Raw genomic sequence first — 26,467 nt, 5'->3', positions numbered from 1 at the left:
TCGGGCAACAGTCACCGCCCCCGGTGACGGGCGGTGCCGGGGCGGGCCCCGTTCACCCGCTCCCGGGCAGCCCCGACCAGGCGGGGTGCGACGGGTCGTCCGCCCGGACCACCACGTCCGCGCGGTCCGAGGGCGCCACCTCGTCCTCGTACCGGGCGAACGCGGGGAGGGTCCAGCGTTCCGGCTCCGCCGTGCGTCGCCGCAGCGCCCCCGGGGACAGCCGCACATGGACGCTGAGCGCGAACGGGAACCAGTGCCCCAGCAGGAACGGGCCGTGCACGACGACCACCCCGCCCTCGGGCAGGGAGTGGTACGGGCTACGGGTGGCCCGGTCGGTCACGGGGTCCCACAGATCGGGCAGCACGCGGCCGGAGCCGCCGGTCTCCAGCGGCCCGAACACCTCGCGCCACAGCGCCCCGGTGTCGTACCAGCTGTCGGCGTACGCGTCCGGGTCCCGCTTCCCGTACTCGAAGCGCAGGCTCGCCGGGCGCAGGAAGCCCTCGGTGGAGATGACGAGCACCGCACGGCCGAGCAGCCGCAGCTCCCGCGCGAGGCGTTCGGCGCTCTCGCCGGTGCGGGCGGCCGGTGCTCCGTCGATGCCGAGCGCGAGCCAGGGCCCGCCGTCGGCGGCGGACAGCCCGTCGGCGTAGCGGGCCAGCTCGCCGGCCAGCCGTTCCCAGGTGATCGCTTCGAGTCGCACGGACCCATCATCGCCGCACCGGCGGAGGGACGCCCGGGCGAGGGAGGCCCGGCCGCCCGTGAGCGGGGTCCGGCCGCACGCGAGCGGGGTCCGGCCGCACGCGCGGAAGGTTCAGGCGCCCCGCAGTTCGGCGGCGAGCGGGCCTTCGCCGAGCACCTCGACGCGGCCGTCCTTCACCGCCTCCGCGAGGGTCGCCCCACCCCGCGCGAGCTCCAGACACACCTCGGCGTCGAGGACGATCCGGGCGTCGGGGCGGTCGGCGGGGCCGTAGCCGTACACCGCGGAGACCGCTTCGGCGGCCGGGAGCGCGCCCCCCGCTCCCCCACCGACACGGAGGTGGAACTCGCCCTCCTCCAGTCGGACTTCGAGGACGCCCTCCCGGGTGAGCCCGGCGAGGGCGCCGAGCAGGGGCAGGGCGAACCAGTGGGCCCGCACCGCGTCCGTGGGGCGGCGCTCGGCGAGGGCGGGCGCCCCCCACTCGGCGAGGGCCGCGAGGACGGGCAGCAGGCCGTGGCCACGGGCGGTCAGCTCGTAGACCGACGCCGCCGACGGGGGCGGCAGCTTGCGGCGCAGGGCCAGTCCGGTCTGTTCCATGTCCTTGAGCCGGGAGGCCAGCACGTCCGTGCTGACGCCGGGCAGGTCGGCGTGCAGGTCCGTGTACCGGCGCGGCCCGCCCAGCAGTTCACGGACGATCAGCAGCGTCCACCGGTCGCCGACGGAGTCGAGGGCGCGGGCGGTGGCGTCGAACTGGTCGTAGCTCCGGCGACGGACGGGGCGTGCTGCTGGCTGCTGCTGACGTGGCATGCGACGCAGTCTAGACATGTTGTTGGACTTTCCAAGCTGAAGCTTGGTAAAACCAAGTATCGCAATTCGGCTCGGGAGGCAGCGCATGGAGTTCCGGCAGTCCAGCAAGCTCAACGAGGTCTGCTACGAGATCCGGGGCCCGGTCATCGAGCACGCCAACGCCCTGGAGGAGGCGGGCCACAGCGTGCTCCGGCTCAACACGGGCAATCCCGCGCTCTTCGGTTTCGAGGCCCCCGAGGAGATCGTCCAGGACATGATCCGGATGCTGCCGCAGGCGCACGGCTACACCGATTCGCGCGGCATCCTCTCGGCCCGGCGGGCGGTGGTCCAGCGCTACCAGGCCATGGGGCTGACCGAGGTCGGCGTGGACGACGTGTTCCTCGGCAACGGGGTCTCCGAGCTGATCTCCATGGCGGTGCAGGCGCTGCTGGAGGACGGCGACGAGGTGCTGATCCCGGCCCCGGACTTCCCGCTGTGGACGGCGGTGACCACGCTCGCGGGCGGCAAGGCCGTGCACTACGTCTGCGACGAGGAGTCCGACTGGAATCCGGATCTCACCGACATGGCCGCGAAGATCACCGACCGGACCAGGGCCGTCGTGATCATCAACCCGAACAACCCCACCGGCGCGGTCTATCCGCGCGAGATCCTCGAAGGCATCCTCGATCTGGCCAGGCGGCACGGGCTGATGGTGTTCGCCGACGAGATCTACGACCAGATCCTGTACGACGGGGCCGAGCACCACAGCGCGGCGGTCCTCGCCCCCGACCTGGTCTGCCTCACCTTCAGCGGTCTGTCGAAGACGTACCGGGTGGCCGGCTTCCGGTCCGGCTGGATGGTGGTGTCCGGCCCCCGGCAGCACGCCCGCAACTACCTGGAGGGCCTCACCATGCTGGCCTCCATGCGCCTGTGCCCCAACGCCCCGGCCCAGTACGCCATTCAGGCCGCGCTCGGCGGACGGCAGTCGATCCGGGAGCTGGTCGCGCCCGGCGGGCGGCTGCACGAGCAGCGCGACCGGGCCTGGGAGCGGCTGAACGAGATCCCCGGCGTCTCGTGCGTGAAGCCGAAGGGCGCGCTGTACGCCTTCCCGCGCATCGATCCGAAGGTGCACCGCATCGTCGACGATGAGAAGTTCGTGCTGGACCTGCTGCTGCGGGAGAAGATCCAGGTGGTGCAGGGCACCGGCTTCAGCTGGCCGCGCCCGGACCACTTCCGCATCCTCACCCTCCCGTACGCCGACGACCTCGACGCGGCGATCAGCCGCATCGGCCGCTTCCTGAGCGGGTACCGGCAGTGAATACCGGCAGTGATGCGCGCGCCCCGTCCGGCCGGGGTCGGGTGAAGCGGATCCGGCCGAGGGTCAGATGAGGCGGAAGAGATCCGCGGCGGCGTGCACGTCGGTGAGGTCCTCGATGGAGCGGAGGTTGTCGCACAGCGCGTCCAGGACCGAACCGGCCTCGGCGGCGCCCGGAGCGCCGACGGCGAGGCCGAAGACGCGGAAGCCCAGCAGCCGCCTGGCATCGTTCCAGCCACGCATCCACTCCTCGGTGACGCCGCATTCGTCGTCGGTGATCATCACGATGTCGCCGCGCGTGGTGGCGACGTCGTCGAACTCCTCCTCCAGAAGTTCGCGGGCCGTGGTCAGGGGCGTCTGGTAGCTGGTGCCGCCGCCGAGGAAGGTCTCCGCGAAGTCGAGCACCCGCTCGATGCCGGCGGACCGGCCGGCCGGGAAGCGGAAGACCTGGACCTTGTCCTCGGCGGAGAACAGGATGCCGACGAAGTCGCGCCCGGCATGGCGGGCCTGGTCCAGCAGCGCCAGGGCGCACGCCTTGGACCACGCCTCCCGCGTGACTCCGCCGGGCCCCGCCGCGTACATCGAGTGGGAGGTGTCCACGCACGCGATGACGGCGCCCCGCCCCGTCGGCTGCTCGCCCCGGCTGTCGTAGAGCATCAGCTCCCCGGCGGCGTACCGCGCGGCGAAGACGGCACGCAGTTCGGGCAGTCCGAGGTTGGCCAGTTCGGAGGGGATCAGGCGGGAGAGGTCGTCGCCGAGTGTGACGCCGACCAGCTCCCCGGCGGTGCTCTCCACCTTGCGGGCACGCTCGCCGTCGGCCATCTGCCGGAAGCGGCCGATCAGTTCGGCCCACCGGGCGAGACGACCGGTGCGCAGCCGCTCGGCGAGCCGGGCGCGGCGCGCGTACGGCATCCGCTCCAGCTCGCCGGGGCCCACACCCCAGGCCCGCATCAGCGCGGCCTCCTCCCGGACGGCGTCGGCGGCCGTCGCCGCCGCGTGGTGCGCGGCGGTGTGGAGGCCGGGGACGGCGGCGGCGCCCTCCTCGGCAGCCCGGGCGGCCAGCCGCGCGGCGGTTCCGGTCGCCTCGGCGGCCTCGATCGCCCGGTGGACGGCGTCGGCGGTCGAGGCCGGTACGCCGCCGTCCTCATCGGCCTCTTCGGCGGCGCGCTGGAGCGCCTCGGCCACGGCGGTCGCGGCGCTGTCGGCGTCCTGGAGGGCCTTCGCCGCTCGCTCGGCCCGCCCCTGGGCGTCCTGGGCGCGCTCCAGCATCCTGCGCAGGGCGCCGGACTGGGCGAGGACGGCCATGGCGGCGGCGTAGGGGTCGCCGACGGTCTCCCGGCGCAGTGCGGCGAAGTCCGGTGACTCCACCAGCGCGGTGACGATCCGGTGGTTGACCAGCCGTGAGGGTTCCATCTCCGTCCGCTCGCGCAGGTGGAGGCCGGCCTTGTAGGCGGCCAGGAACACATCGGCCAGGAGGTCGGCGGCGTGGTCGTGGCGCTCGCCCAGCTCCTGGGCCAGCTCGCGCAGTCCTTCGGACTGTTCGCAGGTGTCGCGCCAGGTGAACCGTTCGAACCGGTCCGCGACGACGGCCCCCGTGCTCCGCTCGGCCCCGGAGTGGCCCAGCCACGTCCGGGCCCGCCCCGCGAGTGCGTCGAGCGCGGCCGGCGGCCCCCCGGTACCGCCGCCCCTCCCGGTCAGCGGAGCGTGCCCGGTGTTCAGAGCCGGTCCTGGACCATGCTCGCGTCCATGCCGAGCGCCTCGGTGAGGACGCGGGCGCGGACCGCGCGCTGACGGCCGGTGACCCGGTCGATGGCGGCGGTGGAGCGCCCGGCGCCCGCCGCCTCGGCACGCAGCTTCTCCAGCCGCTTGCCCGCCGTGGCGAGCTTGTTGTGGGCCTTCTTGATGACCCAGTCGCTGAGCGCCTCGCGGGACTGCCCCGCCATGGCGTCGAGCTGGGCCTCCAGCTCGTCGAGGGCGTCGGCCAGGTCGAGCGCCTCCTTGGCGTCGGGGTTGACCAGGTGCAGCACCTCCCGCTCGACGGTGGGGCGCTGGGCCGGGGAGTCCCACAGCACGTGGGTGAGCACGGTCAGGTCGGTCTCGGCGACCGCCGGGCGGCCGTCGAGGTACGCGGACGCCTGGAGCAGCCGCACCGCCTGCCGCCAGCGGCGGTCGGAGGCGACGAGCTCCTTGCGGCGCAGGGCCGCCCGCAGCGCGCACACGGCGTCCACGATGGCGTCGGGTACGGCCACGGCCGGGACGGATCCGGTCACCGCGTGCTGCAACGCGGTCAGTTCGACGGTGGTACGGACGGGGGCCGCCGGGCGGCTGACGGCGGAGCGGACCAGCGCGGCGAAGTTCGACGGGTCCGCCAGGTACCCGACCTCGATCCGCACCAGCAGCCGGTCGTAGATCGCGGCCGTGTCCTCCCCGGTCGGCAGTTCGTTGCTCGCCGTGATGGCGCCGATCAGCGGGCAGCGGATCGGTTCCCCGCCGCTCTCGGGGTGGTAGATCCGCTCGTTGAGGTAGCCCAGGGTCTCGTTCAGCGCCGCCGTGGAGCACTTGAAGATCTCGTCGATGAACGCGACGTGCGCGGTCGTGGCGCGGCCCTCGTACACCTGGCGGTACTCCCCGCGGGCGAGCGCGGCGACGTCGACGGGACCGAACATCCTCGTCGGCGCGGTGAACTTCGACAGGAGGATCTCCCAGTAGGCGGCCCCCTGGACCCTGCCGGTGAGCTCCCGGGCGATCTCGGACTTCGCCGTTCCGGGCGGGCCGAGCACCAGCGAGTGCTGCCCGGCCAGCAGCGCCACCACGAGCGTACGCACCACGTCGGCCCGTTCGTAGAAGCGTTCCGACACCTCGTCACAGATCGCCCGCAGCCGGGCGGCTGTGGCTGTGGCTGTGGCTATGGCTGTGGGCTGCGCGTCCCCTGAACCCTGCACGTCCCCTGCACCTCGCACGTCTGCACTTCGCACGTCCTGCATTGTGCCCTGCGGGTCCCGCCCCCCTGTGGTCGGCTCCGGGTCTTCGCCGCACCCCGGGGACGGGAGCGGGCCCGGAGGCGTAGCCGGCCTCCGGGCCCTGAGTGTGCCGCCCATCGGGCACGCCGGCACGTTTAAGGATCCGGGTCAGTCTGATGTCGTCGCGTCCTGCCTTTGGACCACCGCAGATCGAAGCTCTGCGGGCCGGACTTGAACCGGCATTTCGACGCGCGCGGGCCCGGGCCCGTTCGATCCGGCGATCGGCGGCGAATGCTGAGTCTGGAGCAATAGTCTGAGATTGACGGCGGTCTGCCTCTGCCTGCTTGGGCTACTCCGGCCCGTGCCGGAGGGAGGAGTTGAACCTCCACTGGAACCGCGCCTTCACGACAAGCCTCAGTTTCAGCTTGCGCTCCTCGCGCACCCCGGCCGCCTTGAGCGGCGCCCGGGGAATCCATGGTCGGTCACCCGAAGAGGTAACCGAATACCGCATCACCCACCCGCTGGTCGGTGACCTCTGCGCCGTTGGCCTCCTCGCGGGCGAACTTCACGGCCTGCTGGAGCTTCTCGATCCGGTCCAGCAGTTCGTTGACGCGCCGCGCCGGAAGCGCCCCGGAGAACTTCACGGTCGTCCAGTACCCGATCGGGATGTCCTCGTAGTACACCTCGACCTGCGCCGGGTGCTTCTCGGTGGCCTCCGCCTTCACGTGGTTGCGGGGCACCTTCTTCGTGCGGACCGTGCGGACCGGCTCGGTCTTCCAGGAGTCGGTCGAGGGGTCCTGCACCCAGGCCTCGGCGGCGTCCAGCACGGGCAGCTTGCGGACGAAGGTGTTGAGGTCGGTCAGCTGCTTCTCCAGGAAGAGCAGATACGACACCGGCACCTCGCTCACCAGCACCCGGCCGTCGACCTTCACATCGGCCCTGGCCGAGCAGTTCGCCCAGTCCTTCGTGGCGGTCACATCGAAGAGCCGGGTCAGGGTGACCGCGGTGTCCCGCAGCACGTCCTCGGCCTTGACCTGGACGAGCGTCGACTCGGGCGGAAGCTGTTCGCCCTCCTCGTCCTTGGGCTGGTAGGTCCGGGAGATCCCGGCCAGCAGTCCGGTCTTCTGGAGGCCGTGATGAGCCGCCGTCAGGTCCTGGTGTGCCTTGGACTTGACGCCCTTCTCCACTGCGATGATCTGATTGAGTTTCGCCACGTCGCGGACGCTAACAGGGCCGAGTCTCCCCTGGCCAAGGGTTTTACCGTACGTACGACGGGTCGTCGGTCCCGGAGACGTCGGGGACGAGATCGCCGGCCAGCAGGGCCTCCAGGGCGGCCACCGGGTCGGGGTCCGGGGCGGCGCGCGGCCACCAGTCGTCGGCGCCGGGATCGGATTCGTAGCCGTACCACCGGTGGTCGTGGCCGAAGCGGAGCTGGAGCGAACCGTCCGGGTGGGTGAGGTGGTTGCGCCAGGGTGCGAAGCGCGGGAAGTCGGCGGCGGCGAGCGCGGGCCTGGCCCGGTCGAAGGGGCCGGCCGGCGGGTCCCAGGGCGTCTCCAGGACCGCGAGGCCCTCGGCACCGCCCTGCCGCCAGGCGGCCACGGCGCGGGCGAGGTCGGTGGTGGTGCGGCCGGTGGCGTAGGCCAGCTCCCGGTAGAGCGCGCGGGTGGTGGCGGTGAGCCCGGCGGTCGGCCGTGCGGCAGCGAGGCGGACCGCGTCCTGCCACGGGGTGAGCCCGGCCAGCGGATCACGGCCCGTGGTCAGCAGGGCGTGGGCGCGGGCGGCGGCGTCGGTGGCGAGGTGGTCCAGGCCCAACGGGTCGCGGGCACCGGGCAGATCCGGATACGACGGTGGCTGGCCGGGATGCGGCGGTACGGGCAGGGGCGCCGGGAGCGGCGGCAGGAAGCGGGCGGCGAAGGCCTCCCGGGCCCCGACCGACGGGACGACGGGAGCGGCGGGGCGCTCCCGGGCCGAGTGTTCGGCGTTGCGCCGGCCCAGCTCGTCCAGCAGCTCGCGCTCGCCCCGGCCCCGCATCAGCAGCAGGACGAACGGGTCACTGTCGAGCAGCAGGGCCGTCTGGAAGCAGAGGGCGGCGACGTGTTTGCAGGGCCGCCCGTGGTCGGGGCAGGTGCAGCTGGGGTCGAGGTCGTCGGCGGCGGGCAGCAGCCGGACTCCGGCCTCCTCGGCGGTGTGGGCCAGGGAGTGCGGCATTTCCTTGGCCAGCAGCGCGGACAGATGGCCGGGGTGGGCGGCGACCGCGTCGAGCAGGGTGTCCCAGCCGGGGTCGGTGAAGGTGCGCAGCCGCAGTTCGGCGCGGTAGGGGCGGGCCCGGCTGCCGTGCACATAGGCGACGACCCGCCCGGGGGTGACGGTGATCGCGGCGACCTGGCCGTCGTCGGCGTACGCACGGCCGCGGGCGAGGCGGGCCTCGTCCATGGACAGCGATTCCACCGCGTCCACCCAGGCCCGGCCCCACCAACTGCCCGCGAAGGGCTCGCCCTCGGCGGAGGTGCGGGCGGGCACCGCCTCGAAGGTGCGCCGCAGATCGTCCGGGCCGGGCCGGGCGCGGAGGGCCGGTCTCCGGGCGGCCGGGCCGGTGGCCGGGCGCGGGCTCATGCGGGGACTCATGCGGGCCTCCGCAGCGATACGAGGTCGGCGAGGTCACGGTCGCTGAGCTCGGTCAGGGCGCTCTCGCCGCTGCCGAGCACCGCGTCGGCCAGGACCCGCTTGGACTCCAGCAGCTCGGCGATCCGGTCCTCCACCGTGCCCTCCGCGATGATCCGGTGGACCTGAACGGGCTGGGTCTGGCCGATCCGGTACGCCCGGTCGGTGGCCTGCTCCTCCACGGCGGGGTTCCACCAGCGGTCGAAGTGGACGACATGGGCGGCGCGGGTCAGATTCAGCCCGGTGCCGGCCGCCTTGAGGGAGAGCAGGAAGACGGGGACCTCGGCGGACTGGAAGCGGTCCACCATCCGCTCCCGCTCGGCCACCGGCGTACCGCCGTGGAGGAGCTGGGAGGGGATCGCGCGGGAGGCGAGGTGTACGGAGAGCAGCTTCGCCATCGCCACGTACTGCGTGAAGATCAGGACCGAGCCCTCCTCGGACAGGATCGTGTCGAGCAGTTCGTCGAGGAGGGCGAGCTTGCCGGAGCGGCCCGTGAGCCGGGTCGGCTCCTCCTTCAGATACTGGGCGGGGTGGTTGCAGATCTGCTTGAGCGAGGTCAGCAGCTTCATGACGAGACCCCGGCGGGCGATGCCCTCCGCCGCCTCGATCTGCGCCATCGTCTCGCGGACGGCCGCCTCGTAGAGCGTGGCCTGCTCAAGGGTGAGGGAGACGGGGTGGTCGGTCTCCGTCTTGGGCGGCAGCTCGGGAGCGATGCCGGGGTCGGACTTCTTGCGCCGCAGGAGGAAGGGCCGCACCAGCCGGGACAGCCGTTCCACCGCCTCCTCGTTGCCCAGGCCCGCGGCGGTGCCGGTGTTCTCCACGATCCGGGCGTGCCGGGCCCGGAACGCCTTGAGCGGGCCGAGCAGTCCGGGTGTGGTCCAGTCGAGGAGCGCCCAGAGCTCGGAGAGGTTGTTCTCGACGGGGGTGCCGGTGAGGGCGACCCGGGCCGGGGCGGGGATGGTGCGCAGCGCCTTGGCCGTGGAGGAGTGCGGATTCTTGACGTGCTGCGCCTCGTCGGCGACGACCAGGCCCCAGCTCTGCTCGGCGAGCTGGGGAGCGCTGGACCGCATCGTGCCGTAGGTGGTGAGGACGAAGCCGCCGTCCGGGTCGCTCAGGGTCCGGTCCGTGCCGTGGAAGCGGCGGACGGGGACGCCGGGGGCGAAGCGGTTGATCTCGCGGTGCCAGTTGCCGAGGAGGGAGGCGGGGCAGACCACCAGGGTGGGCGAGGGGTGCGCCCGGTGCAGATGGAGGGCGATGAGGGTGATCGTCTTGCCGAGGCCCATGTCGTCGGCGAGGCAGCCGCCAAGACCGAGCGAGGTCATCCGGTCCAGCCAGGCCAGACCGCGCAGTTGGTAGTCGCGCAGCGTCGCGTCGAGGCCGGGCGGCGGCGCGATCGTGGTGTCCTGGGTGAGGATCCGCGTACGGAGGGCGGCCAGCGCCCCGGCGGGGACGGCGTCCACCCGCTCGCCGTCCACCTCCGCACTGCCGGTGAGGGCGACGGCGAGCGCGTCCACCGGATCCAGGAGCCCCAGCTCCCGCTTGCGCGCCTTGCGTACGAGGGCGGGGTCGACGACCACCCACTGGTCCCGCAGCCGCACCACCGGGCGGTGGGCCTCGGCCAGGGTGTCCATCTCCGCCTCGGTCAGCCGCTCCTCCCCCAGGGACAGCTGCCAGTCGAAGGCGAAGAGATGCTCGGCGTCGAAGAAGGACGTGCCGTCGGTGGCGGACCCGGGCGCGGGCCGCACGACGGCGGTCGCGGTGAGGGAACGGGCCAGCTCGCGCGGCCAGTGCACCTCGACCCCGGCGCCGGCCAGCCGGGATCCCGCGTCGCTCAGCAGCTCGTACAGCTCGTCCTCGGTGATCGCGAGCACATCGGGGACGGGCTGCCCCAGCAGCCGTTCCAGCGGGGGCCAGAGGCGGGCGGCGCGGCGCAGCGCCAGCACCGCGTCGACCCGGGCACGCGGCCCGAACGGCTCGCCCGCCGCGCCGTTCCACAGGGCGGCCGCGTCCACCACGTAGGTCGGGTCGGCGAGGCTGTGGACCTGGACGACGGCAGCGGCGGCGTGCCGGACCGCCGGGTCGCCCGGGTGCTCCGGCCGCGCGGATCCCCCGTCGGTCTCCGCCTCCTCGCGGGCGGCCGTGACCGCGTAGGTGTCGGCGGTGTCGAACAGCTCGTACGCGGAGAGGTCCAGGCGCAGCGAGACCCGCACGCCCGCGTCCAGGCCCGCGGCGACCTCCACGGCCCAGGCCGCGGCATGGGGCAGATGCTGGGGTTCGTGGGCGGCGAACGGCGCGCCCATCGCGAACGCGGCGGCGGGGGTGCGCGGCAGGGTGTCGGCGACGGCGTCCAGGAACGACCCGATCAGGGCCTCGGGGTCGGGAAGCCGGGGCGGCTCGGAACCGGGGACCGGCGCCGCGTGCCCCTCGGGCGGCAGGGCGGCGGCGACCGCCCGAAGGTGCGCGACGTCCTCGGCGTCCCTCGGGCCCGCCCGCCAGGCGTCGTGACCGTCCGCCGTGAGTCCGGGGAGGAGCCTGCCGCGGGCGACGAGCTGAAGGGCGTGCAGAGCGGCCGCGCCCCAGCAGCGGGTGGCGGGGTGGGCGGAGGCCTGCCGGCGTGCCCGGACGAGCAGGGGGAGCGCGTCGGTCACGGACAGCAGCGCCGCGGTCGTCGCGACGGCGCGGACGCTTCCGGGGCCCGCCGCCGGGTCCGGCCGGACGACCGTGAGCCGGGCGGTGGTGCACGGGACGGAGTCGGGGCTGCCGGGGGCCTCCGCGTACCCGAAGGGCGTACCGCTCCGCCCCTGCGCGCCGTCGTCGTGCCACGGGCCGGCGTCCGCGAGCGGGTCCCAGAAGGCGATGCGGCCGTCCCTGGGCACCGGGCCGGGCAGGAAGACCGCCGCGCAGCGCAGGAGGCGTCCGGCGTCGGCGGTCCGGGCCGGGTCCTCGGTGTCCCGCGGCTCGCCCTCCGGGGTCCGTGCCGTCATGTCCGTCACCCCCTCCCACCTGATCCGCGGTCTCCGTCGGCACGGAATGTGCTGACTCCGCGAGTCTAGGCGGGAGGTCTGACACTGCGGACGCCCGCCACATCACCCCAGGTCAGCGGCGGCGGAATCGATCGGGCGGGCGCCCCGCTCCGCGCGTGGGCCGCCACGCTCAGTGATGGGCGAACGGCTGCTCCGACGAGGACGGTGCGGCCGGGGCGGGGGCGGTGGGGGCGGTGGCGGCGGTGGGAGGTGCGGTCGGGGCGAGGAGGTCGGCAGGTACGGCCGGGGCGGGGGGTGCGGCGGGTTCGTCGTGCCCCGTCTCCGCCGCCGCCGCCGGCTGCTGCGCGCGCTCCAGGAAGCGGAGCAGCTCGACCGGGAAGGGCAGCACCAGCGTGGAGTTCTTCTCCGCCGCGACGGCGACCACGGTCTGCAACAGCCTCAGCTGGAGCGCCGCGGGCTGGGCGGACATCTCGCCGGCCGCCTGCGCCAGCTTCTTCGAGGCCTGGAGCTCCGCGTCGGCGTTGATCACCCTGGCGCGCCGTTCCCGGTCGGCCTCGGCCTGGCGGGCCATGGACCGTTTCATGGTCTCCGGCAGCGAGACGTCCTTGATCTCCACCCGGTCGATCTGCACGCCCCAGCTGACCGCCGGGCTGTCGATCATGACCTCCAGCCCCTGGTTCAGCTTCTCACGGTTGGACAGCAGATCGTCCAGGTCGCTCTTGCCGATGATCGACCGGAGCGAGGTCTGGGCCATCTGCGAGACGGCGAACCGGTAGTCCTCCACCGCGATGACGGCGTTCGTCGGGTCGACCACCTTGAAGTAGATGACGGCGTCCACGCGGACGGTGACGTTGTCCCGGGTGATGCCGTCCTGGGCGGGCACGGGCATGGTGACGATCTGCATGTTGACCTTGCGCAGCCGGTCGATCCCCGGCACGACCATGGTGAAGCCCGGCAGCCGCACGTCGTCCCGCAGTCGGCCGAGCCGCAGCACCACACCGCGCTCGTACTGCCGGATCACCCGCGCCGCCGAGGCCACGTACAGCGCTCCGGCGCAGAGCACCGCCACCAAGGCGATCACCAGTTCCTGAACCATGACGGCCCCCTGGGAGGAAGGGGACATGACGCCCCCTGGGAGGACGGGGAGCGGACACCCGCGTGCCCCGTGGAACACCCTGTTACGCATAGCACCTTTCATCAATCTATGCCCTATTTGGGCGTATGGGGAACCTTGGCCCCGTCGCACCGCGGCTCGCCCGGTCGGCCGCGCACCGGATGCCTGCCCGCCCCGGGGCGGGCAGGGTGGCCAGCGCCAGCACGTCTTCCCGACGTACCGAATCGCCGGACGACCACCGGACGAGCAGACGAGGACCCGCCCATGTCCGTGACCGCCACCGTTCCCCGCCGCCGACGCCGCCTCGGGATCGCCGCCGGAGCCTCGCTCCTCGCCCTCGCCGTCTCGGGCTGCTCGGGGCTCGGCCGCACCGCGGTGGGCCCGGTGACGTACACGACGGAGCGCGAAGCGGTGCTCCAGGTGAACAGCCCGTCGGTACGCGGCTGCCACCGGATCGCCCCGGCGGGAGCCCGAGAGGTGGAGAACGGGACGCTGGTCGACGTCATCCTGTACCGCACACGGGACTGCACGGGCGGCAGGACGACGTACGTGCCGACCAGGTTCAGCGATGTGGCGCCGCCCGGCAGCGGTCCGTGGCGCAGCTACAGCTTCGTCCACTGAGCGACCGGCGGGGGGCGCGGCGGAAGCCCGCCCGGCCCGCGGCTCCTCAGAGCGCGGGGCGGGCCAGCAGCCAGGTGCCGTCGTCGGTGAGGGTGCGGTCCACCGTGAGCCCGGCCGTGGCCAGATGCCGGGCGATGTCCTCGTCGGACAGCTCCCGCGACAGGAAGGTCTGCGTCCACCGCGCGTCGTCGAAGTGATACTCCGCGCGCACCGAGCGCACACCGTCGCCCACCGGATCCGCGGCGACGATCCGGATCAGACCGCCGGACGGGTCGGTCCGCTCCCACGGCAGCTCCGAGCGGTGGGCCACCCCTTCGCGCTGGACGAGGACGATCCCGTCGTCCCGCACGTGGTCGCGGCAGACGCGCAGCATCCCGTCGCGCACCCGGTGCTCGCCCGCGTGGACCAGGAACGAGCCGAGCAGCACCACGTCGAACCGCTCGCCGCCCAGGTCCAGCGTTTCGATGCGACTGCGCACCCTGCGCGCCCCGACGATCTCCTCCAGCATCTCCGGCGACTCGTCCACCGCCGTCACCCGGAATCCGCGCCGCACCAGCGGGTGGGTCACCCGGCCCGCCCCACAGCCCAGTTCGAGGATGCTCGCCCCGGCGGGGGACACGCCCGCGATCACGTCCGGCTCGTCGCCGACGGACAGCCGGCGGTACAGCTCCACCGCGCACCCGTCAGGCGTGATGGCTCCGGGACCGGTCCCCTCGTACCCCTCGCGTACCAGTGACTCGCTCATGAGGGACGAACGAGCCGTCGCCGGGCGAGGTTCCCTCGTCATCACGCCAGGTCAGCGCCGGAGCCCGCAGCGTAAGCACCCTCCCGGGGCCACGTGCCTGTTCCTCGCCCGTGCGCCGCCGCGTTCTGTTCCGCATGCCACCGGATGGGTCCATGCTGGTGGGGTGAGGTGATCGTCATGCGTACCGGCAGTGAACCCGCGACCGCCCGCAGTCCGCTGCGGATGCGGCTCTGGCTGAGCCTGTGGGGCATGCTCTGGGCCCTCTTCGGTCTGGTGGCGTTCTCCCTGACCGGACGGCCGGGCTGGGCGGCGGCCTGCGGGGTGGTGCTGCTGCTCGCGATCCTGGACTTCTGCGTGATCCGATACCGCATGCGCCAGGGCTCGCACTACCAGCCGGGCCGCGGCGTCCCGCCGTACGAGCCGGACCACGGTGACGGCCCTCCACGCCGGCCGGGGACCGGCACGGACAGCGGCTGGAGGAACAGGGGACGCGCGGGCCCCTCTTCCGGGCCCCCCTAGGTCCGGGAGACGGGCCCGCGGGGACGTCCCTGGGGCGTCCCCGCGTAGTCGGCCCGCTCCGTCAGCCCCGCTCGTCGAACTTCGCCGCCCGGAGGTACTCCGGCTTCGGGTCGAGCGCCGCCGCCAGACGGAAGTGCCGGGTCGCCTGCTCGGGGCGGCCGGCCCGCTGGAAGGTGCGGGCCAGGGCGAAGTGGGCGAACGCGTTGTCCGGCTCGCGCTCCAGCACCAGCTCGAATTCCAGCTCGGCGGGGCGCAGTTGGGCGGCGGCGAAGAAGGCGCGGGCCCGCAGCAGCCGGGCGGCGGTGTTCTCCGGATGGGCGGCGATCACCGAGTCGAGGAGCTTGACGGCACCCCGGGGGTCCCGGGCGTCGAGCAGTTGCTCGGCCGCACGGAAGTCGATGACGTGGGTCTCCGGATTCCTCTCGGGCACGGTCGCATCCTTCCCTTCCCTCGCGGGTCTCCAACGTCCGCCCCGGAGCCGGTATTCCGGTACGTCCGGCCGGGGCGTCCGGCACACGCGGACTCAGCGGGCGGCGGCCCTGCGGACCAACTCGTCCCAGACCGTGCGCACCTGCGGTTCCAGCGCCTCCAACGGCCCGTCGTTGTCCACGATCAGGTCAGCGACGGCCCGGCGCTGGTCGCGGCTGGCCTGTGCGGCCATCCTCGCACGGGCGTCCGACTCCGTCATTCCGCGCAACGTGACGAGCCGGTCCAGCTGGGTCTCGGCGGAGGCGTCGACGACCACGACCAGGTCGTAGAGAGGGGCGAGCCCGTTCTCCGTGAGGAGCGGAACGTCGTGGACGACGACGGCGTCCTCGGGGGCCGCCCGTTCCCGTTCGGCCGCGCGGGCGCCGACCAGGGGGTGGACGATCGCGTTGAGCGCGGCCAGCCGCCCGGCGTCGGCGAAGACGAGGGCGCCGAGCGCCGGGCGGTCCAGAGCGCCTTCGGCGGTCAGCACGCCCGGCCCGAACTCCTCGACGACGGCCGCGAGTCCGGGTGTACCGGGCTCGACGACCTCACGGGCGATCCGGTCGGAGTCGATCAGGACGGCACCGTACTTCACGAGCAGCCGCGACACTTCGCTCTTGCCGGCTCCGATGCCGCCGGTCAGGCCCACTTTCAGCATGGGCCGCAGCCTACGGGCCGGGCGGGGGCGCTCAGCCCTCGCCCTCCCGCTCGGCGAGGAAGCGCTCGAACTCGCGGCCGATCTCGTCGGCCGACGGCAGGTCGACCGGTTCGGCGACGAGGTTGCCGCGCGTCTCGGAGCCGGCGACGGCGTCGTACTGGTGCTCCAGGCCCTCGACGAGCGAGACCAACTCCTCGTCGCCCTGGCCGATCTGCCGGTCGATCTCGGTCTGGGTGCGGTGCGCCTCGGTGCGCAGGGAGTGCGCGAGCGCGGGCAGCACGAGACCCGTCGCCGCGGTGATAGCCTCCAGCGCGGTCAGCGCCGCGTCCGGGTAGGAGGACCTGGCGACGTAGTGCGGGACGTGGGTGGCGACCCCGAGTACGTCGTGGCCCGCCTCCATCAGCCGGTACTCGACGAGGGCTTCGGCCGAACCGGGCACCTGGGCCTCGTCGAAGGGGCTGCGGTGCCCCGGCATCAGGTCGGTGCGGTTGCCGTGCGGCGTGATGCCGACGGGACGGGTGTGCGGAACGCCCATCGGGATGCCGTGGAAGTTCACCGCGAGCCGGACGCCGAGGCGCTCGACGATCTGCTCGACGGCGGCGGCGAACCGCTCCCACTCCACGTCCGGCTCCGGTCCCGACAACAGCAGGAAGGGCGCTCCGGTGGCGTCCTGGACCACCCGCACCTCCAGGGTCGGAGCCTCGAAGGACGTCCAGCGGTCGCGCCGGAAGGTGAGCAGGGGGCGCCGTGCGCGGTAGTCGACGAGCCGGTCGTGGTCGAAGCGCGCGACGACCTGGTGCGGCAGCGTCTCGAGCAGGCCGTCGACGATCTGCTCGCCGGTCTCGCCCGCGTCGATGTAGCCGTCGAAGTGGTAGAGCATGATCAGGCCGGCCGATTCCTGCGCCAGGGCCATGTCGACGACGGCCAGGCCCTTCGGCTCCCATTCGTACAAACTCTGCGGATCAGGCACGGTTACCGCTCCTCCTCGTGTTCGTAGAGAAGAACACGAGGGGTGGCAGACGCATTCCCGCACCCTGATCTTTCCCCGGTGCGGGCGGGGAACGGTATGTCAGTTACCGGCCTCGCACCGCCGCTTCGCCGCTTCCGGCACCGCCCGCCGATCCTGGTCCAGACCTTGACGCACTCCGCCGCCGTCCCTACCGTCACGGGGCAAACGTTCAGGGACTCACCCCACATTCACGTACGAGAACATCTGGACTCCTCCGACGGGAAGGCCCCCCATGCGCACCCGCTCCCCCCTCGCCGCTCTGCTCGCCGCCGCCCTGGCCGCCGGCGGTCTCACCCTGGCCGGCGCCGGGCCCGCGAACGCCGCGGTCATCGACGTCAGCACCGCGGCCCAGCTCAAGTCGGCACTCACCGCCGTCTCCCCCGGTGACACGATCCGGCTCGCCGACGGCACGTACACCGGGAACTTCAAGGCCACCCGGCCCGGAACCTCCGGGGCGCGGATCACCCTCACCGGCTCCAGCAGGGCGGTCCTGACCGCGGGCGGCGGCTACGGACTGCACCTGAACGGCGCCTCGTACTGGACCGTCCAGGGCGTCACGGTCAAGGGCGGCCAGAAGGGCATCATGACCGACGCGGCGAACGGTGTCGTGATCGACTCGGTGACCGTGCACGACCTCGACATGGAGGGCGTCCACTTCCGCAGGTCCAGCAAGGACGGCGTTCTGAAGAACTCCCGGATCCACGACACCGGGCAGAACGGACGCGGCATGGGCGAGGGCGTGTACGTCGGTTCGGCGGGCGACCTCTCCGACCGCAGCGACAACGCGCAGATTTTGAACAACACCATCGGCCCCCGTGTCGGCGGCGAGAGCATCGACATCAAGGAGGGCACGACCGGCGCGAGGATCATCGGCAACACCTTCGACGGCGACGGGCTGACCGGCGCCAACTACGACGACTCCTGGGTCGACGTGAAGGGCAACAACGTCCTGGTCGAGGGCAACAAGGGTTCGCGCACCACCAACAACGGCTACGAGACCCACACCCAGCAGAGCGGCTGGGGCTGCGGCACCGTCTTCCGCGGCAACGCCTCGAACCTCTCCGGAGCCACCGGCGACAAGCAACTCGCCGTCAACGTCACCAACAGCAGCTCCGGTTGCCGCACCACGGTGTACGCGAGCAACACCGTCACCGGCGGCAAGGGGCTCACGAACATCGCCGTCACCCCCTAGCCCCCCGCCTCCTGAACGCGAGTGAGGCCCGCCCCCCGAAGGGAACGGGCCTCACTCCTACCGCTGTACAGCTATCGCAGCCGATGGGCCGCCGGGGTCAGAGCGTCAGCTCTGGCCGCCCGCGAGCTTCTCGCGCAGCGCGGCAAGGGCCTCGTCCGACGCCAGGGCGCCGGAGTTGTCCGCCGACTCCGAGGAGTAGGAGCCGCCGCCGCCACCGCCACCGCTGCCACCGGAGGCGGCCGGAGCAGCGCCGGCCGGGGCAGCAGCGCCCTCGGCCGCAGCAGCCTCGTCGGCCTCGCGGGACTTGATGACCTGGGCCTGGTGCTGCTCGAAGCGCGTCTGCGCCTCGGCGTACTGGGTCTCCCAGACCTCGCGCTGCGCCTCGAAGCCCTCGAGCCAGTCGTTGGTCTCGGGGTCGAAGCCCTCGGGGTAGATGTAGTTGCCCTGGTCGTCGTACGACGCGGCCATGCCGTACAGCGTCGGGTCGAACTCGACCGAGGCCGGGTCGCCACCGAAGGACTCGTTGGCCTGCTTCAGCGAGAGGCTGATGCGACGACGCTCGAGGTCGATGTCGATGACCTTGACGAAGATCTCGTCGTTGACCTGGACGACCTGCTCCGGGATCTCCACGTGGCGCTCGGCCAGCTCGGAGATGTGGACCAGGCCCTCGATGCCCTCGTCGACGCGGACGAACGCACCGAAGGGAACGAGCTTGGTGACCTTACCCGGGACGACCTGACCGATCTGGTGCGTCCGGGCGAACTGCTGCCACGGGTCTTCCTGCGTCGCCTTGAGCGACAGGGAGACGCGCTCGCGGTCCATGTCGACGTCGAGAACCTCGACGGTGACTTCCTGGCCGACCTCGACAACCTCGGAGGGGTGGTCGATGTGCTTCCAGGACAGCTCGGAGACGTGCACGAGACCGTCGACGCCACCCAGGTCCACGAAGGCACCGAAGTTGACGATCGAGGAGACGACGCCGGAGCGGACCTGACCCTTCTGCAGGGTCGTGAGGAACGTCTGGCGAACCTCGGACTGCGTCTGCTCGAGCCAGGCACGGCGGGACAGGACCACGTTGTTGCGGTTCTTGTCCAGCTCGATGATCTTGGCCTCGAGCTCCTTGCCCACGTAGGGCTGGAGGTCGCGGACGCGACGCATCTCGACGAGCGACGCCGGCAGGAAGCCACGGAGGCCGATGTCGAGGATGAGACCACCCTTGACCACCTCGATGACGGTACCGGTGACGATGCCGTCCTCTTCCTTGATCTTCTCGATGGTGCCCCAAGCACGCTCGTACTGAGCGCGCTTCTTCGAGAGAATCAGGCGGCCTTCCTTGTCCTCCTTCTGGAGAACCAGGGCCTCGATCTCGTCGCCGACCTTGACGACCTCGTTCGGGTCGACGTCGTGCTTGATCGAGAGCTCGCGGCTCGGGATGACACCTTCGGTCTTGTAACCGATGTCGAGGAGGACCTCGTCCCGGTCAACCTTGACGATGACGCCATCAACGATGTCGCCGTCGTTGAAGTACTTGATCGTCTCGTCGATCGCCGCGAGGAACGCGTCCGCGTCGCCGATGTCGTTGACCGCAACCTGCGGCGTGGTGGTGGTCTCGGTGCTGCTCGTCATGTGGGAAAGGGCTCCGGTACGGACAGAGAGTCGTAGGTACTGCTACGCCGAAAGCCCGTATCGCCTCTGCAGAAGCCGGACAGCCTGGAAAGCGCGCAATCCGTTTCCGGAGAGACGCCTCGACAACCGAGGGGACATGCAACAGACGCGAGCGCGGCCTGCTAGGTCTGAGGCGCGCAGGCTCGCAGCGCAACTTGTAGCATACGGGGGCAGCCGGACAGGGTCAATGCGCGAAGGCGCACACCCGGGGCATATCGCCCCGATTCCGGCACAACTCGTGTTCCCCGAGGCCACATCGGCCCGAGAACACTACGGCACGGCACCGCGGACACGCGTCCGTACCCCTGGGGTACACCCCTTGGTACGTACCGCGCGCGGCGGGTGAAGGCAAACTACAACGACGGGCACGATGAGCCAAGAGATCCACGGGACCTGGTCCGCAGAACCCGCAGAGCCCCCGGAGCCGGAGGCCACACGCCGTGCGGCGGACGATACGGAGAGCAGCCGGGCCAGCCGCGGCTGGTGGGACCGGAACGCCGACGAGTACCAGAGCGATCACGGCGGCTTCCTGGGGGACGACCGCTTCGTCTGGGGTCCGGAGGGGCTGGACGAGGCGGACGCCGCCCTGCTGGGGCCCGCCGCCTCCCTGAAGGGCCTCGACGTCCTGGAGATCGGCGCCGGGGCGGCCCAGTGCTCGCGCTGGCTGGCCGGGCAGGGCGCCCGCCCGGTCGCGCTCGACCTCTCCCACCGGCAGCTCCAGCACGCCCTGCGGATCGGCGGGGACGTCCCCCTGGTCGAGGCCGACGCGGGCCGGCTCCCGTTCCGGGACGGCTCCTTCGACCTGGCCTGCTCCGCGTACGGGGCCGTGCCGTTCGTCGCCGACCCCGTGCGGGTCTTCCGCGAGGTCCACCGGGTACTGCGGCCCGGCGGGCGCTGGGTGTTCTCCGTGACGCACCCGGTCCGCTGGGCGTTCCCGGACGAGCCCGGGCCCGAGGGGCTGTCCGTCGCCGCCTCCTACTTCGACCGCGTCCCCTACGTGGAGCAGGACGAGGACGGCGACGCCGTCTATGTGGAGCACCACCGCACACTGGGCGACCGGGTCCGGGACGTGGTGGCGGGCGGCTTCCGGCTGGTCGACCTGGTCGAGCCGGAATGGCCCGCCTGGAACAGCCAGGAGTGGGGCGGCTGGTCCCCGCTGCGCGGCAACCTGATCCCGGGCACGGCGATCTTCGTCTGCGAGCGGGGCTGACCCGTTGACCGGCGGGGGCGCGCGGAACCCCTGGCATCCCTCCCGTACGACACTGGGGGCGTGATCCGCACCGAAGCCCTGGACCGACTGCCCGTCCGCACCGCCGTGCCCGCTCTGCGGCGCGCGCTCGACGACCGGGGCGTCGCCGTCCTGTGCGCCCCGCCCGGCACCGGCAAGACGACGCTCGTCCCGCTGGTGCTGGCCGGGCTGACCGGCGAGGGTCCGGTGCGCCGGGTCGTGGTCGCCGAGCCGCGCCGGATCGCCGCGCGGGCCGCGGCGCGGCGGATGGCCTGGCTGCTGGGCGAGCGGCCGGGCGAGCGGGTCGGCTTCACGGTGCGCGGGGAGCGCGTGGTGGGGCGGGACACGGTGGTGGAGGTCGTGACCACCGGGGTGCTGCTCCAGCGGCTCCAGCGGGACCAGGAGCTGGCCGGGGTGGACGTGGTGATCATCGACGAGTGCCACGAGCGGCACCTGGACGCCGACACGGTCGCCGCGTTCCTCCTGGACGTACGGGAGGCGATCCGGCCCGATCTGCGGCTGGTGGCGGCGTCCGCGACGACGGACGCGGAGGGCTGGGCGCGGCTGCTCGGCGACGCCCCGGTGATCGAGGCGCAGGGGGTGTCGTATCCGGTGGAGGTCCTCTGGGCGCCGCCCGCCCGTCCGGTGAAGCCGCCGCACGGGATGAGGGTGGACCCCGCCCTGCTGACGCATGTGGCGGCGACCGTGCGGCGGGCGCTCGCCGAGCGGGACGGTGACGTGCTCTGCTTCCTGCCCGGCGTCGGGGAGATCGGGCGGGTGGCCGGGCAGCTCGCGGGCGTGGACGCGGAGCTGCTCCAGGTGCACGGGCGGGCTCCGGCCGCCGTGCAGGACACGGTGCTCGCCGGGTCCTCCGGGGGGCGGCGGGTGGTCCTGGCGACCTCGGTGGCGGAGTCGTCGCTGACGGTGCCGGGCGTGCGGGTGGTCGTCGACTCGGGTCTCGCGCGGGAACCCCGTACCGACCACGCCCGGGGGCTGAGCGCCCTGACGACCGTCCGGGCCTCCCAGGCCGCCGGACGGCAGCGCGCCGGGCGGGCGGGGCGGGAGGCTCCGGGGGCCGTGTACCGGTGCTGGGACCAGGCCGAGGACGGGCGGCTCGCGCGCTTCCCCTCGCCCGAGATCAAGGTCGCCGACCTCGCCGCCTTCGCGCTCCAGGCGGCGTGCTGGGGCGATCCGGACGCCTCCTCGCTCGCGCTGCTGGACCCGCCGCCCGCCGGGGCGATGGGCGCCGCCCGGGAGGTGCTGGAGGCGATCGGCGCGGTGGACGGCGCGGGCCGGGTCACCGAGCGCGGCACCCGGATGTCCCGGCTGGGGCTGCACCCCCGGCTGGCGCGGGCCCTGCTGGACGGCGCCCGGGACGCCGGAGCGCGGCGCGCCGCGGAGGTGGTGGCGCTGCTGAGCGAGGAGCCGCCGAGGGAGTACGGGGACGATCTCGCGGCGGCGCTGCGGACCGCCCGCCGGGGCCAGGACGGATACGCGGCGCGCTGGAAACAGGAGGTGCGCCGGCTGTCGGGCCAGGTGGACGGCGCCGGCTCCGGCGGGGCCCGGGGCGATGACGCCGTCGTCGGCCTCGTCGCGGCACTGGCGTTCCCGGAGCGGGTGGCGCGGGCCAGGGGCGACGGGGCCTTCCTGATGGCGTCGGGCACGGGCGCGGAGCTGCGGGACGCCTCACGGCTGCGCAGCGCGCCCTGGCTGGCCGTGGCGGTCGCGGACCGGCCCTCCCACGCGGCGTCGGCGCGGGTGCGGCTGGCGGCGGTGGTCGACGAGCCGACCGCGCTGCTGGCCGCCGGGCATCTGCGGGTCCGGGGCGAGGAGGTCCGGTGGGTGGACGGCGAGGTGGTGGCCCGGTCGGTGGACCGGCTGGGCGCGGTGGAGCTGGCGGTACGGCCTCTGAAGCAGCCCGATCCGGAGCTGGTGCGCGGGGCCCTGGTCGAGGGGCTGCGGCGGGAGGGGCTCGGGCTGCTGCGGTGGACCCGGGACAGTGAGCAGTTCCGGCTGCGCCTGGCGTTCCTGCACCGGGTGCTGGGCGCGCCGTGGCCGGACGTTTCGGACGAGGCGCTGCTCGCGGAGACCGGGGTATGGCTGGAGCCGGAGCTGTCGCGGGCCCGGCACCGCTCGGACCTGGGCCGGATCGACGCGGGCCAGGCGTTGCGGCGGCTGCTGCCCTGGGCGAGCGGGGAGGCCGTCCGGCTGGACGAGCTGGCGCCGGAGCGGATCGAGGTGCCGAGCGGCTCCCGTATCAGGGTCGAGTACGGCGGCGAGCAGCCCGTCCTGGCGGTGAAGCTCCAGGAGTTGTTCGGGCTGGCCGAGACGCCCCGGGTGGCCGGGGTGCCGGTCCTGGTGCACCTGCTCTCCCCCGCCGGGCGGCCCGCGGCCGTCACGGCGGACCTGGCGTCGTTCTGGCGGGAGGGCTACCAGGCGGTGCGGGCGGAGCTGCGCGGCCGCTACCCGAAGCATCCGTGGCCGGAGGACCCCGCGACCGTACCGGCGACGCGGTTCACCTCGGCGCGGCTCAAGCGGTCGTAGGGCTCCCGGCCCGCCGGGACCGCGCCTCCAGCCAGAGGGCGAGCGCGAGCAGTCCGATGCCGAGGCCGAGGAATCCCCAGGGCAGGTACGAGGTGAGGAGGAGGACCAGGACGCGCTGGGACTTCACCAGGTCGACGGTGTCCGCGATGTAGTCCTCGCGCATCTTCACATGGCCGGAGAACGCGGTGACGGTGTCCTCGGACATGCCCATCTTCATGGCGTCGCGCAGCTCCTCCGTATGGATCTCCTCGCCGTTGACGGGGGCTCCGGTGACGGGGTCGACCCAGAACATGCGCTTCGTGGTGTACCAGCGGGTCACGCCGGTCTGCGCGATCTGTTCGGCGGTGATGCCCTCGATGGGCATCTTCTTGGGCATCGGGACCTCGGTCCACGGGATGGTCTGCTCGAAGTAGTAGACCTCCAGGCCGCGGAAGGTCCGGGTGCCCTTGTAGTGGATGGGGGCGGTGGTGCGGCTCTGGGCGTCGAAGTACGCGTAGTCCCGCTTCTCGGTGAGGAAGGGCCACTTGTACTCGATGCCCTCGCGCCGGACCGGGTCGCCGTCGACCATCTCACCGGTGGCGTTGACGGGGGCCTGGCTGTGGGCGTCGAAGATGTAGCGCTCGGGGATCTCGGAGACCATCTTGCCGTCGGGGCCCTGGATGTAGGAGAGCGCGTCCCAGACGACGACGTCGCGTCCGGCGCCGCGTTCGATCTTCTCGGACTCCTCCACGTTGCCCTTGAGCGTCTGGACGATGGTGACCTTCTCGACCTTCCTGGCCTTGAGGGTGGTGTAGTCGAGGAGGGTCGCGGGGGACGCCTCCAGGACGACTTCCTGGTACTGGTTCGGCGGGACCTTGGCCAGGCGCGGGAAGGCGTACCAGCGCAGCAGGGGTGACAGGGCGGCGAAGAACACGGCGAAGGCCAGGAGTACGAGACCGGCTCGGCGGCGCATGGTGGTGACCTCTCCCTCTGCAGCGGCTATCTCTTCGGTCCCGGGACGGTGGTCAGCAGGGGTTTCGGCGAGGTCTCCCCGGCCGGGGAGCCGACGGCGGAGAGGGTGAACACGAGCACGAGGGCGGCGGCCAGTCCGATGGCGGCGGCGACGAGGGCACGCATGCTCGGCCTCCCGGGGCGGTGATCCGAAGACGGCGGCCTGATGGGTCGCCGGTGACCTGATGGGGCGTCAGGGCTGGGGCACCGTAGCAACCGGGGCGCGAGATGAGAACAGAGCGGACAGCCCCTCGGTCTGATGACCGAGGGGCTGTACGCGATTGCTGTGCGGTGTGGCGGGTACGGCGGGGTCAGGCTTCGGGGGTTGCCGTCTCCTTCGGGGCCGCCTCCTCGGGGGCCGCCGTCTCCTTCGGGGCGGTCTCCTCCGGGGTTGCCGTCTCCTTCGGGGCGGTCTCCTCCGGGGCGGTCTCCTCGGGGGCGGTCTCCTCGGGGGCGGTCTCCTCGGGTGCCGTCGCTTCCGGAGCCCGGATGGTGAGTTCGATGACGACCGAGGCGCCGCCCTCGGTGGTGAGGCGCAGTTTGAAGGTGCCCTCGGTGTCGTCCGCGAAGATCTGCGGGAGCCGGAGCACACCCTCGGCGTCCGTCGTCAGGGTGGTCAGGGTCCGCACCGGCTTGCCGGCCGCGTCCTTGAAGTACGGGCCCTTGTCGTTGTCGAAGAGCCCCAGGGGGTCCTTGACCATGGTGGCGGTGACGGCCACTCCGGCCGCCGCGGCGTCCTTGTACGTGGCCTTGACGGTGACGGCGTCCGCGAACTTCTCGCCGGGCGCGGCAACGAGCGCCTTCTCGTCGGTCCGGGCGATCGCGTCGGCCTGGCGGGCGGTGACGGTCGCCGCGTAGGTCAGGGTGCGCGGCCTGCCGGTGCCCGCGACGGCGGTCACCGTGAACTCCCCGGCCTTCTCGCCGGCCCTGAGCTCCGGCGCGGTGGCGGTGCCGTTCGCCCCGGTCCGCACCGTGACGGTCTTCTTGCCGCCGGCGAAGAGCGTGCCGGTGTTCCCGGTGACGGTGAACGTGACGGGCACCTTGCCGAGCGGAGCGCCGAGCGCGTTGCGGGCGAGGACGGTGACCCGCTCGTCGAACGCCTGGCCCGCGGTGGCGCGCAGCGGGCCGGTGCCCGCGTTCTCCAGGGAGCCGAAGGTCTCGGCCGGCGTCGGCTTGGAGGTGGGCGGCTTCGGCGGCTTCGGCGTCGGGCTGGTGGAGCCGTCGCCGGGCTTCGAGGGGCCCGGGCTCGGCTTCCCGCCCGGCTTGTCCGGGGAGGGCTTCGGGCCGGGGGTGGCGCTCGGACCGGGACGGGTGCTCGGGCCCGGGTTCGGGGAGGGGGTGCTCGGAGTGGTGGGCAGCGTTCCGGTGCCGTCGGGGATCTCGTGCGTACCGCGCTGGTAGTACGAGAACCAGGAGCGGACCGTGCGCAGGTACTCGTTCGACCGGTTGTAGCTCAGCACGGCCTTGTCGAGGTCGGCGGCGATGGCCAGATCCCGGTCGTTGGCGCAGAGGTAGCGGCCGGCGGCGAGCGCCGCGTCGAAGATGTTGTTGGGGTCCTTGCGGCCGTCGCTGTTCGCGTCCTGGCCCCAGGCGGCCCAGGTCGACGGGATGAACTGCATCGGGCCGACCGCGCGGTCGTGGACCGCGTCGCCGTCGTACGCCCCGCCGTCGGTGTCCTTGATCAGGGCGAAGCCCTGGCCGTTGAGGGCCGGGCCGAGGATCGGGGGGCTGGCGGTGCCGTTGGCGTCGACGCGACCGCCGCGGGCCTGGCCGGACTCGACCTTGCCGATCGCCGCGAGGAGCTGCCAGGGCAGCCGGCAGGCGGGGTCGGTCGTCCGGACGGTCTGCTCGGCCTGCTTGTACGCGGCCAGGACCGACGCCGGAATGCCGGCTTCCGCGCTCCCGGTCGCCGGGAGATTGCTGGAGGCCCCGGGCTTGTTGGGTGTGACCAGGGGCGGAAGGTCCGTGTAGTAGGGCGAGTTGCCGGTCGCGGCGCCGTCGTCCTCGGTGCTCGCGGTGTCCTCGCCGGCCGCCTTCGGGTCACCGCCGCCGGCGGGCCCGTCGGCCAGGGTCACCGCGGGCGCCTGCGAGGCCGCGAGTGCCGCCACGGCGGCCGCCGCCACCGCGGTGGTCGTGGCCCCCTTGCGCAGACGTCGGCGAATGTGCGCTGCCATACGTTCCGGTCCCTCCCCCTCGAAGGCTGCTCGCGCTCCCCAGCGCAACGACTCCAGCGACCCTACGGCAACTTGTGTCGGCCGAGCACCGAGCCCTGACCGCTTCTTACTGTTTTTTCACGTTCGCGGGCGCATGT

At 72.9% G+C, this 26,467-nt stretch carries 22 protein-coding genes; 6 read left to right on the top strand and 16 right to left on the bottom strand.

All coding sequences use genetic code 11. The features are described from left to right. Window positions 1-52: 52 nt before the first annotated feature. Window positions 53-700, bottom strand: coding sequence for a uridine kinase (locus tag D581_RS0112755; protein ID WP_018957605.1), 648 nt, complete (start codon window positions 698-700; stop codon window positions 53-55). Window positions 701-811: 111 nt separating this feature from the next. Next, window positions 812-1,504 (bottom strand): winged helix-turn-helix transcriptional regulator, encoded by a 693-nt coding sequence (locus D581_RS0112750; RefSeq protein WP_018957604.1) that lies wholly within the window; start codon window positions 1,502-1,504, stop codon window positions 812-814. 85 nt (window positions 1,505-1,589) lie between these two features. Between D581_RS0112750 and D581_RS0112745 the strand changes: the two genes are divergently transcribed. Beyond that, entirely contained in the window at window positions 1,590-2,801 is a 1,212-nt protein-coding gene (locus D581_RS0112745; protein ID WP_018957603.1) for a pyridoxal phosphate-dependent aminotransferase, read from the top strand. 63 nt (window positions 2,802-2,864) lie between these two features. Here D581_RS0112745 and D581_RS0112740 read toward each other — a convergent pair whose 3' ends face one another. The 6 genes from D581_RS0112740 to D581_RS0112715 form a co-directional block, all read right to left on the bottom strand. Beyond that, window positions 2,865-4,262 (bottom strand): VWA domain-containing protein, encoded by a 1,398-nt coding sequence (locus D581_RS0112740; protein ID WP_018957602.1) that lies wholly within the window; start codon window positions 4,260-4,262, stop codon window positions 2,865-2,867. Between the two features lie 251 nt (window positions 4,263-4,513). Then, window positions 4,514-5,656 carry an AAA family ATPase gene (locus D581_RS0112735; RefSeq protein WP_018957601.1) on the bottom strand — a complete coding sequence of 381 codons (1,143 nt, stop codon included), beginning with the start codon at window positions 5,654-5,656 and terminating at the stop codon, window positions 4,514-4,516. A gap of 584 nt (window positions 5,657-6,240) precedes the next feature. Next, the gene (locus D581_RS0112730) at window positions 6,241-6,972 is read right to left on the bottom strand and encodes a DUF7873 family protein (protein ID WP_018957600.1); all 732 of its coding nucleotides are present in this window, start codon (window positions 6,970-6,972) and stop codon (window positions 6,241-6,243) included. A 43-nt stretch (window positions 6,973-7,015) separates the two neighbouring features. Further along, entirely contained in the window at window positions 7,016-8,371 is a 1,356-nt protein-coding gene (locus D581_RS0112725; protein WP_018957599.1) for an SWIM zinc finger family protein, read from the bottom strand. Window positions 8,372-8,379: 8 nt separating this feature from the next. Then, complete coding sequence (locus tag D581_RS0112720) at window positions 8,380-11,403, bottom strand: DEAD/DEAH box helicase (protein ID WP_018957598.1); 3,024 nt, start codon at window positions 11,401-11,403, stop codon at window positions 8,380-8,382. A 169-nt stretch (window positions 11,404-11,572) separates the two neighbouring features. Next, window positions 11,573-12,499: a slipin family protein gene (locus D581_RS0112715; protein WP_018957597.1), complete on the bottom strand. Its 927-nt coding sequence runs from the start codon at window positions 12,497-12,499 to the stop codon at window positions 11,573-11,575. Between the two features lie 282 nt (window positions 12,500-12,781). Between D581_RS0112715 and D581_RS0112710 the strand changes: the two genes are divergently transcribed. Next, window positions 12,782-13,138, top strand: a complete 357-nt coding sequence (locus D581_RS0112710) for a hypothetical protein (protein ID WP_018957596.1) — start codon at window positions 12,782-12,784, stop codon at window positions 13,136-13,138. 46 nt (window positions 13,139-13,184) lie between these two features. On the opposite strand, the gene D581_RS0112705 is transcribed toward D581_RS0112710, so the two are convergent. Continuing rightward, entirely contained in the window at window positions 13,185-13,883 is a 699-nt protein-coding gene (locus D581_RS0112705; protein ID WP_018957595.1) for a class I SAM-dependent methyltransferase, read from the bottom strand. Between the two features lie 177 nt (window positions 13,884-14,060). Between D581_RS0112705 and D581_RS0112700 the strand changes: the two genes are divergently transcribed. Further along, window positions 14,061-14,402, top strand: a complete 342-nt coding sequence (locus tag D581_RS0112700; RefSeq protein WP_026290461.1) for a DUF6343 family protein — start codon at window positions 14,061-14,063, stop codon at window positions 14,400-14,402. 61 nt (window positions 14,403-14,463) lie between these two features. On the opposite strand, the gene D581_RS0112695 is transcribed toward D581_RS0112700, so the two are convergent. The 3 genes from D581_RS0112695 to D581_RS0112685 all read right to left on the bottom strand — a co-directional run bounded on the left by D581_RS0112695 (window position 14,464) and on the right by D581_RS0112685 (window position 16,498). Continuing rightward, entirely contained in the window at window positions 14,464-14,832 is a 369-nt protein-coding gene (locus D581_RS0112695; RefSeq protein ID WP_018957593.1) for a tetratricopeptide repeat protein, read from the bottom strand. 93 nt (window positions 14,833-14,925) lie between these two features. Beyond that, complete coding sequence (gene coaE, locus D581_RS0112690; RefSeq protein WP_018957592.1) at window positions 14,926-15,528, bottom strand: dephospho-CoA kinase; 603 nt, start codon at window positions 15,526-15,528, stop codon at window positions 14,926-14,928. A gap of 31 nt (window positions 15,529-15,559) precedes the next feature. Then, on the bottom strand, window positions 15,560-16,498 hold the full coding sequence (locus tag D581_RS0112685; RefSeq protein ID WP_026290460.1) for a PAC2 family protein: 939 nt from the start codon (window positions 16,496-16,498) through the stop codon (window positions 15,560-15,562). A 271-nt stretch (window positions 16,499-16,769) separates the two neighbouring features. Here D581_RS0112685 and D581_RS0112680 point away from each other — a divergent pair, with 271 nt between their 5' ends. Then, entirely contained in the window at window positions 16,770-17,729 is a 960-nt protein-coding gene (locus D581_RS0112680) for a right-handed parallel beta-helix repeat-containing protein (protein WP_018957590.1), read from the top strand. Between the two features lie 105 nt (window positions 17,730-17,834). On the opposite strand, the gene rpsA is transcribed toward D581_RS0112680, so the two are convergent. Next, window positions 17,835-19,355: a 30S ribosomal protein S1 gene (rpsA, locus tag D581_RS0112675; RefSeq protein ID WP_018957589.1), complete on the bottom strand. Its 1,521-nt coding sequence runs from the start codon at window positions 19,353-19,355 to the stop codon at window positions 17,835-17,837. A 409-nt stretch (window positions 19,356-19,764) separates the two neighbouring features. On the opposite strand from rpsA, the gene D581_RS0112670 reads away from it, so the two are divergent. Then, on the top strand, window positions 19,765-20,604 hold the full coding sequence (locus tag D581_RS0112670; RefSeq protein WP_018957588.1) for a class I SAM-dependent methyltransferase: 840 nt from the start codon (window positions 19,765-19,767) through the stop codon (window positions 20,602-20,604). A gap of 60 nt (window positions 20,605-20,664) precedes the next feature. Beyond that, window positions 20,665-23,166, top strand: a complete 2,502-nt coding sequence (gene hrpB, locus D581_RS0112665; protein ID WP_018957587.1) for an ATP-dependent helicase HrpB — start codon at window positions 20,665-20,667, stop codon at window positions 23,164-23,166. Here hrpB and pgfA read toward each other — a convergent pair. The 3 genes from pgfA to D581_RS0112650 form a co-directional block, all read right to left on the bottom strand. Then, window positions 23,153-24,118 (bottom strand): cell envelope lipid trafficking protein PgfA, encoded by a 966-nt coding sequence (gene pgfA, locus D581_RS0112660; protein WP_018957586.1) that lies wholly within the window; start codon window positions 24,116-24,118, stop codon window positions 23,153-23,155. The genes hrpB and pgfA overlap by 14 nt on opposite strands. 26 nt (window positions 24,119-24,144) lie before the next feature. Next, window positions 24,145-24,282: an SPW_0924 family protein gene (locus tag D581_RS1000000140690; RefSeq protein ID WP_018957585.1), complete on the bottom strand. Its 138-nt coding sequence runs from the start codon at window positions 24,280-24,282 to the stop codon at window positions 24,145-24,147. Between the two features lie 185 nt (window positions 24,283-24,467). Continuing rightward, entirely contained in the window at window positions 24,468-26,330 is a 1,863-nt protein-coding gene (locus D581_RS0112650; protein ID WP_018957584.1) for a lytic murein transglycosylase, read from the bottom strand. Window positions 26,331-26,467: the final 137 nt, after the last annotated feature.

The organism is Streptomyces sp. CNB091, assembly GCF_000377965.1.
The sequence above is the reverse complement of the archived record's forward strand: the minus strand, read 5'-3'. Positions and strand labels throughout refer to the sequence as shown.

What these genes read in the sequence shown, in the direction of transcription:
- D581_RS0112750 (WP_018957604.1), bottom strand. Translation starts at nt 1,504, where the DNA reads ATGCCACGTCAGCAGCAGCCAGCAGCACGCCCCGTCCGTCGCCGGAGC.
- D581_RS0112745 (WP_018957603.1), top strand. Translation starts at nt 1,590, where the DNA reads ATGGAGTTCCGGCAGTCCAGCAAGCTCAACGAGGTCTGCTACGAGATC.
- D581_RS0112725 (WP_018957599.1), bottom strand. Translation starts at nt 8,371, where the DNA reads ATGAGCCCGCGCCCGGCCACCGGCCCGGCCGCCCGGAGACCGGCCCTC.
- D581_RS0112720 (WP_018957598.1), bottom strand. Translation starts at nt 11,403, where the DNA reads ATGACGGCACGGACCCCGGAGGGCGAGCCGCGGGACACCGAGGACCCG.
- D581_RS0112715 (WP_018957597.1), bottom strand. Translation starts at nt 12,499, where the DNA reads ATGGTTCAGGAACTGGTGATCGCCTTGGTGGCGGTGCTCTGCGCCGGA.
- D581_RS0112710 (WP_018957596.1), top strand. Translation starts at nt 12,782, where the DNA reads ATGTCCGTGACCGCCACCGTTCCCCGCCGCCGACGCCGCCTCGGGATC.
- D581_RS0112705 (WP_018957595.1), bottom strand. Translation starts at nt 13,883, where the DNA reads ATGAGCGAGTCACTGGTACGCGAGGGGTACGAGGGGACCGGTCCCGGA.
- D581_RS0112700 (WP_026290461.1), top strand. Translation starts at nt 14,061, where the DNA reads ATGCGTACCGGCAGTGAACCCGCGACCGCCCGCAGTCCGCTGCGGATG.
- coaE (WP_018957592.1), bottom strand. Translation starts at nt 15,528, where the DNA reads ATGCTGAAAGTGGGCCTGACCGGCGGCATCGGAGCCGGCAAGAGCGAA.
- D581_RS0112680 (WP_018957590.1), top strand. Translation starts at nt 16,770, where the DNA reads ATGCGCACCCGCTCCCCCCTCGCCGCTCTGCTCGCCGCCGCCCTGGCC.
- rpsA (WP_018957589.1), bottom strand. Translation starts at nt 19,355, where the DNA reads ATGACGAGCAGCACCGAGACCACCACCACGCCGCAGGTTGCGGTCAAC.
- D581_RS0112670 (WP_018957588.1), top strand. Translation starts at nt 19,765, where the DNA reads ATGAGCCAAGAGATCCACGGGACCTGGTCCGCAGAACCCGCAGAGCCC.
- pgfA (WP_018957586.1), bottom strand. Translation starts at nt 24,118, where the DNA reads ATGCGCCGCCGAGCCGGTCTCGTACTCCTGGCCTTCGCCGTGTTCTTC.
- D581_RS1000000140690 (WP_018957585.1), bottom strand. Translation starts at nt 24,282, where the DNA reads ATGCGTGCCCTCGTCGCCGCCGCCATCGGACTGGCCGCCGCCCTCGTG.
- D581_RS0112650 (WP_018957584.1), bottom strand. Translation starts at nt 26,330, where the DNA reads ATGGCAGCGCACATTCGCCGACGTCTGCGCAAGGGGGCCACGACCACC.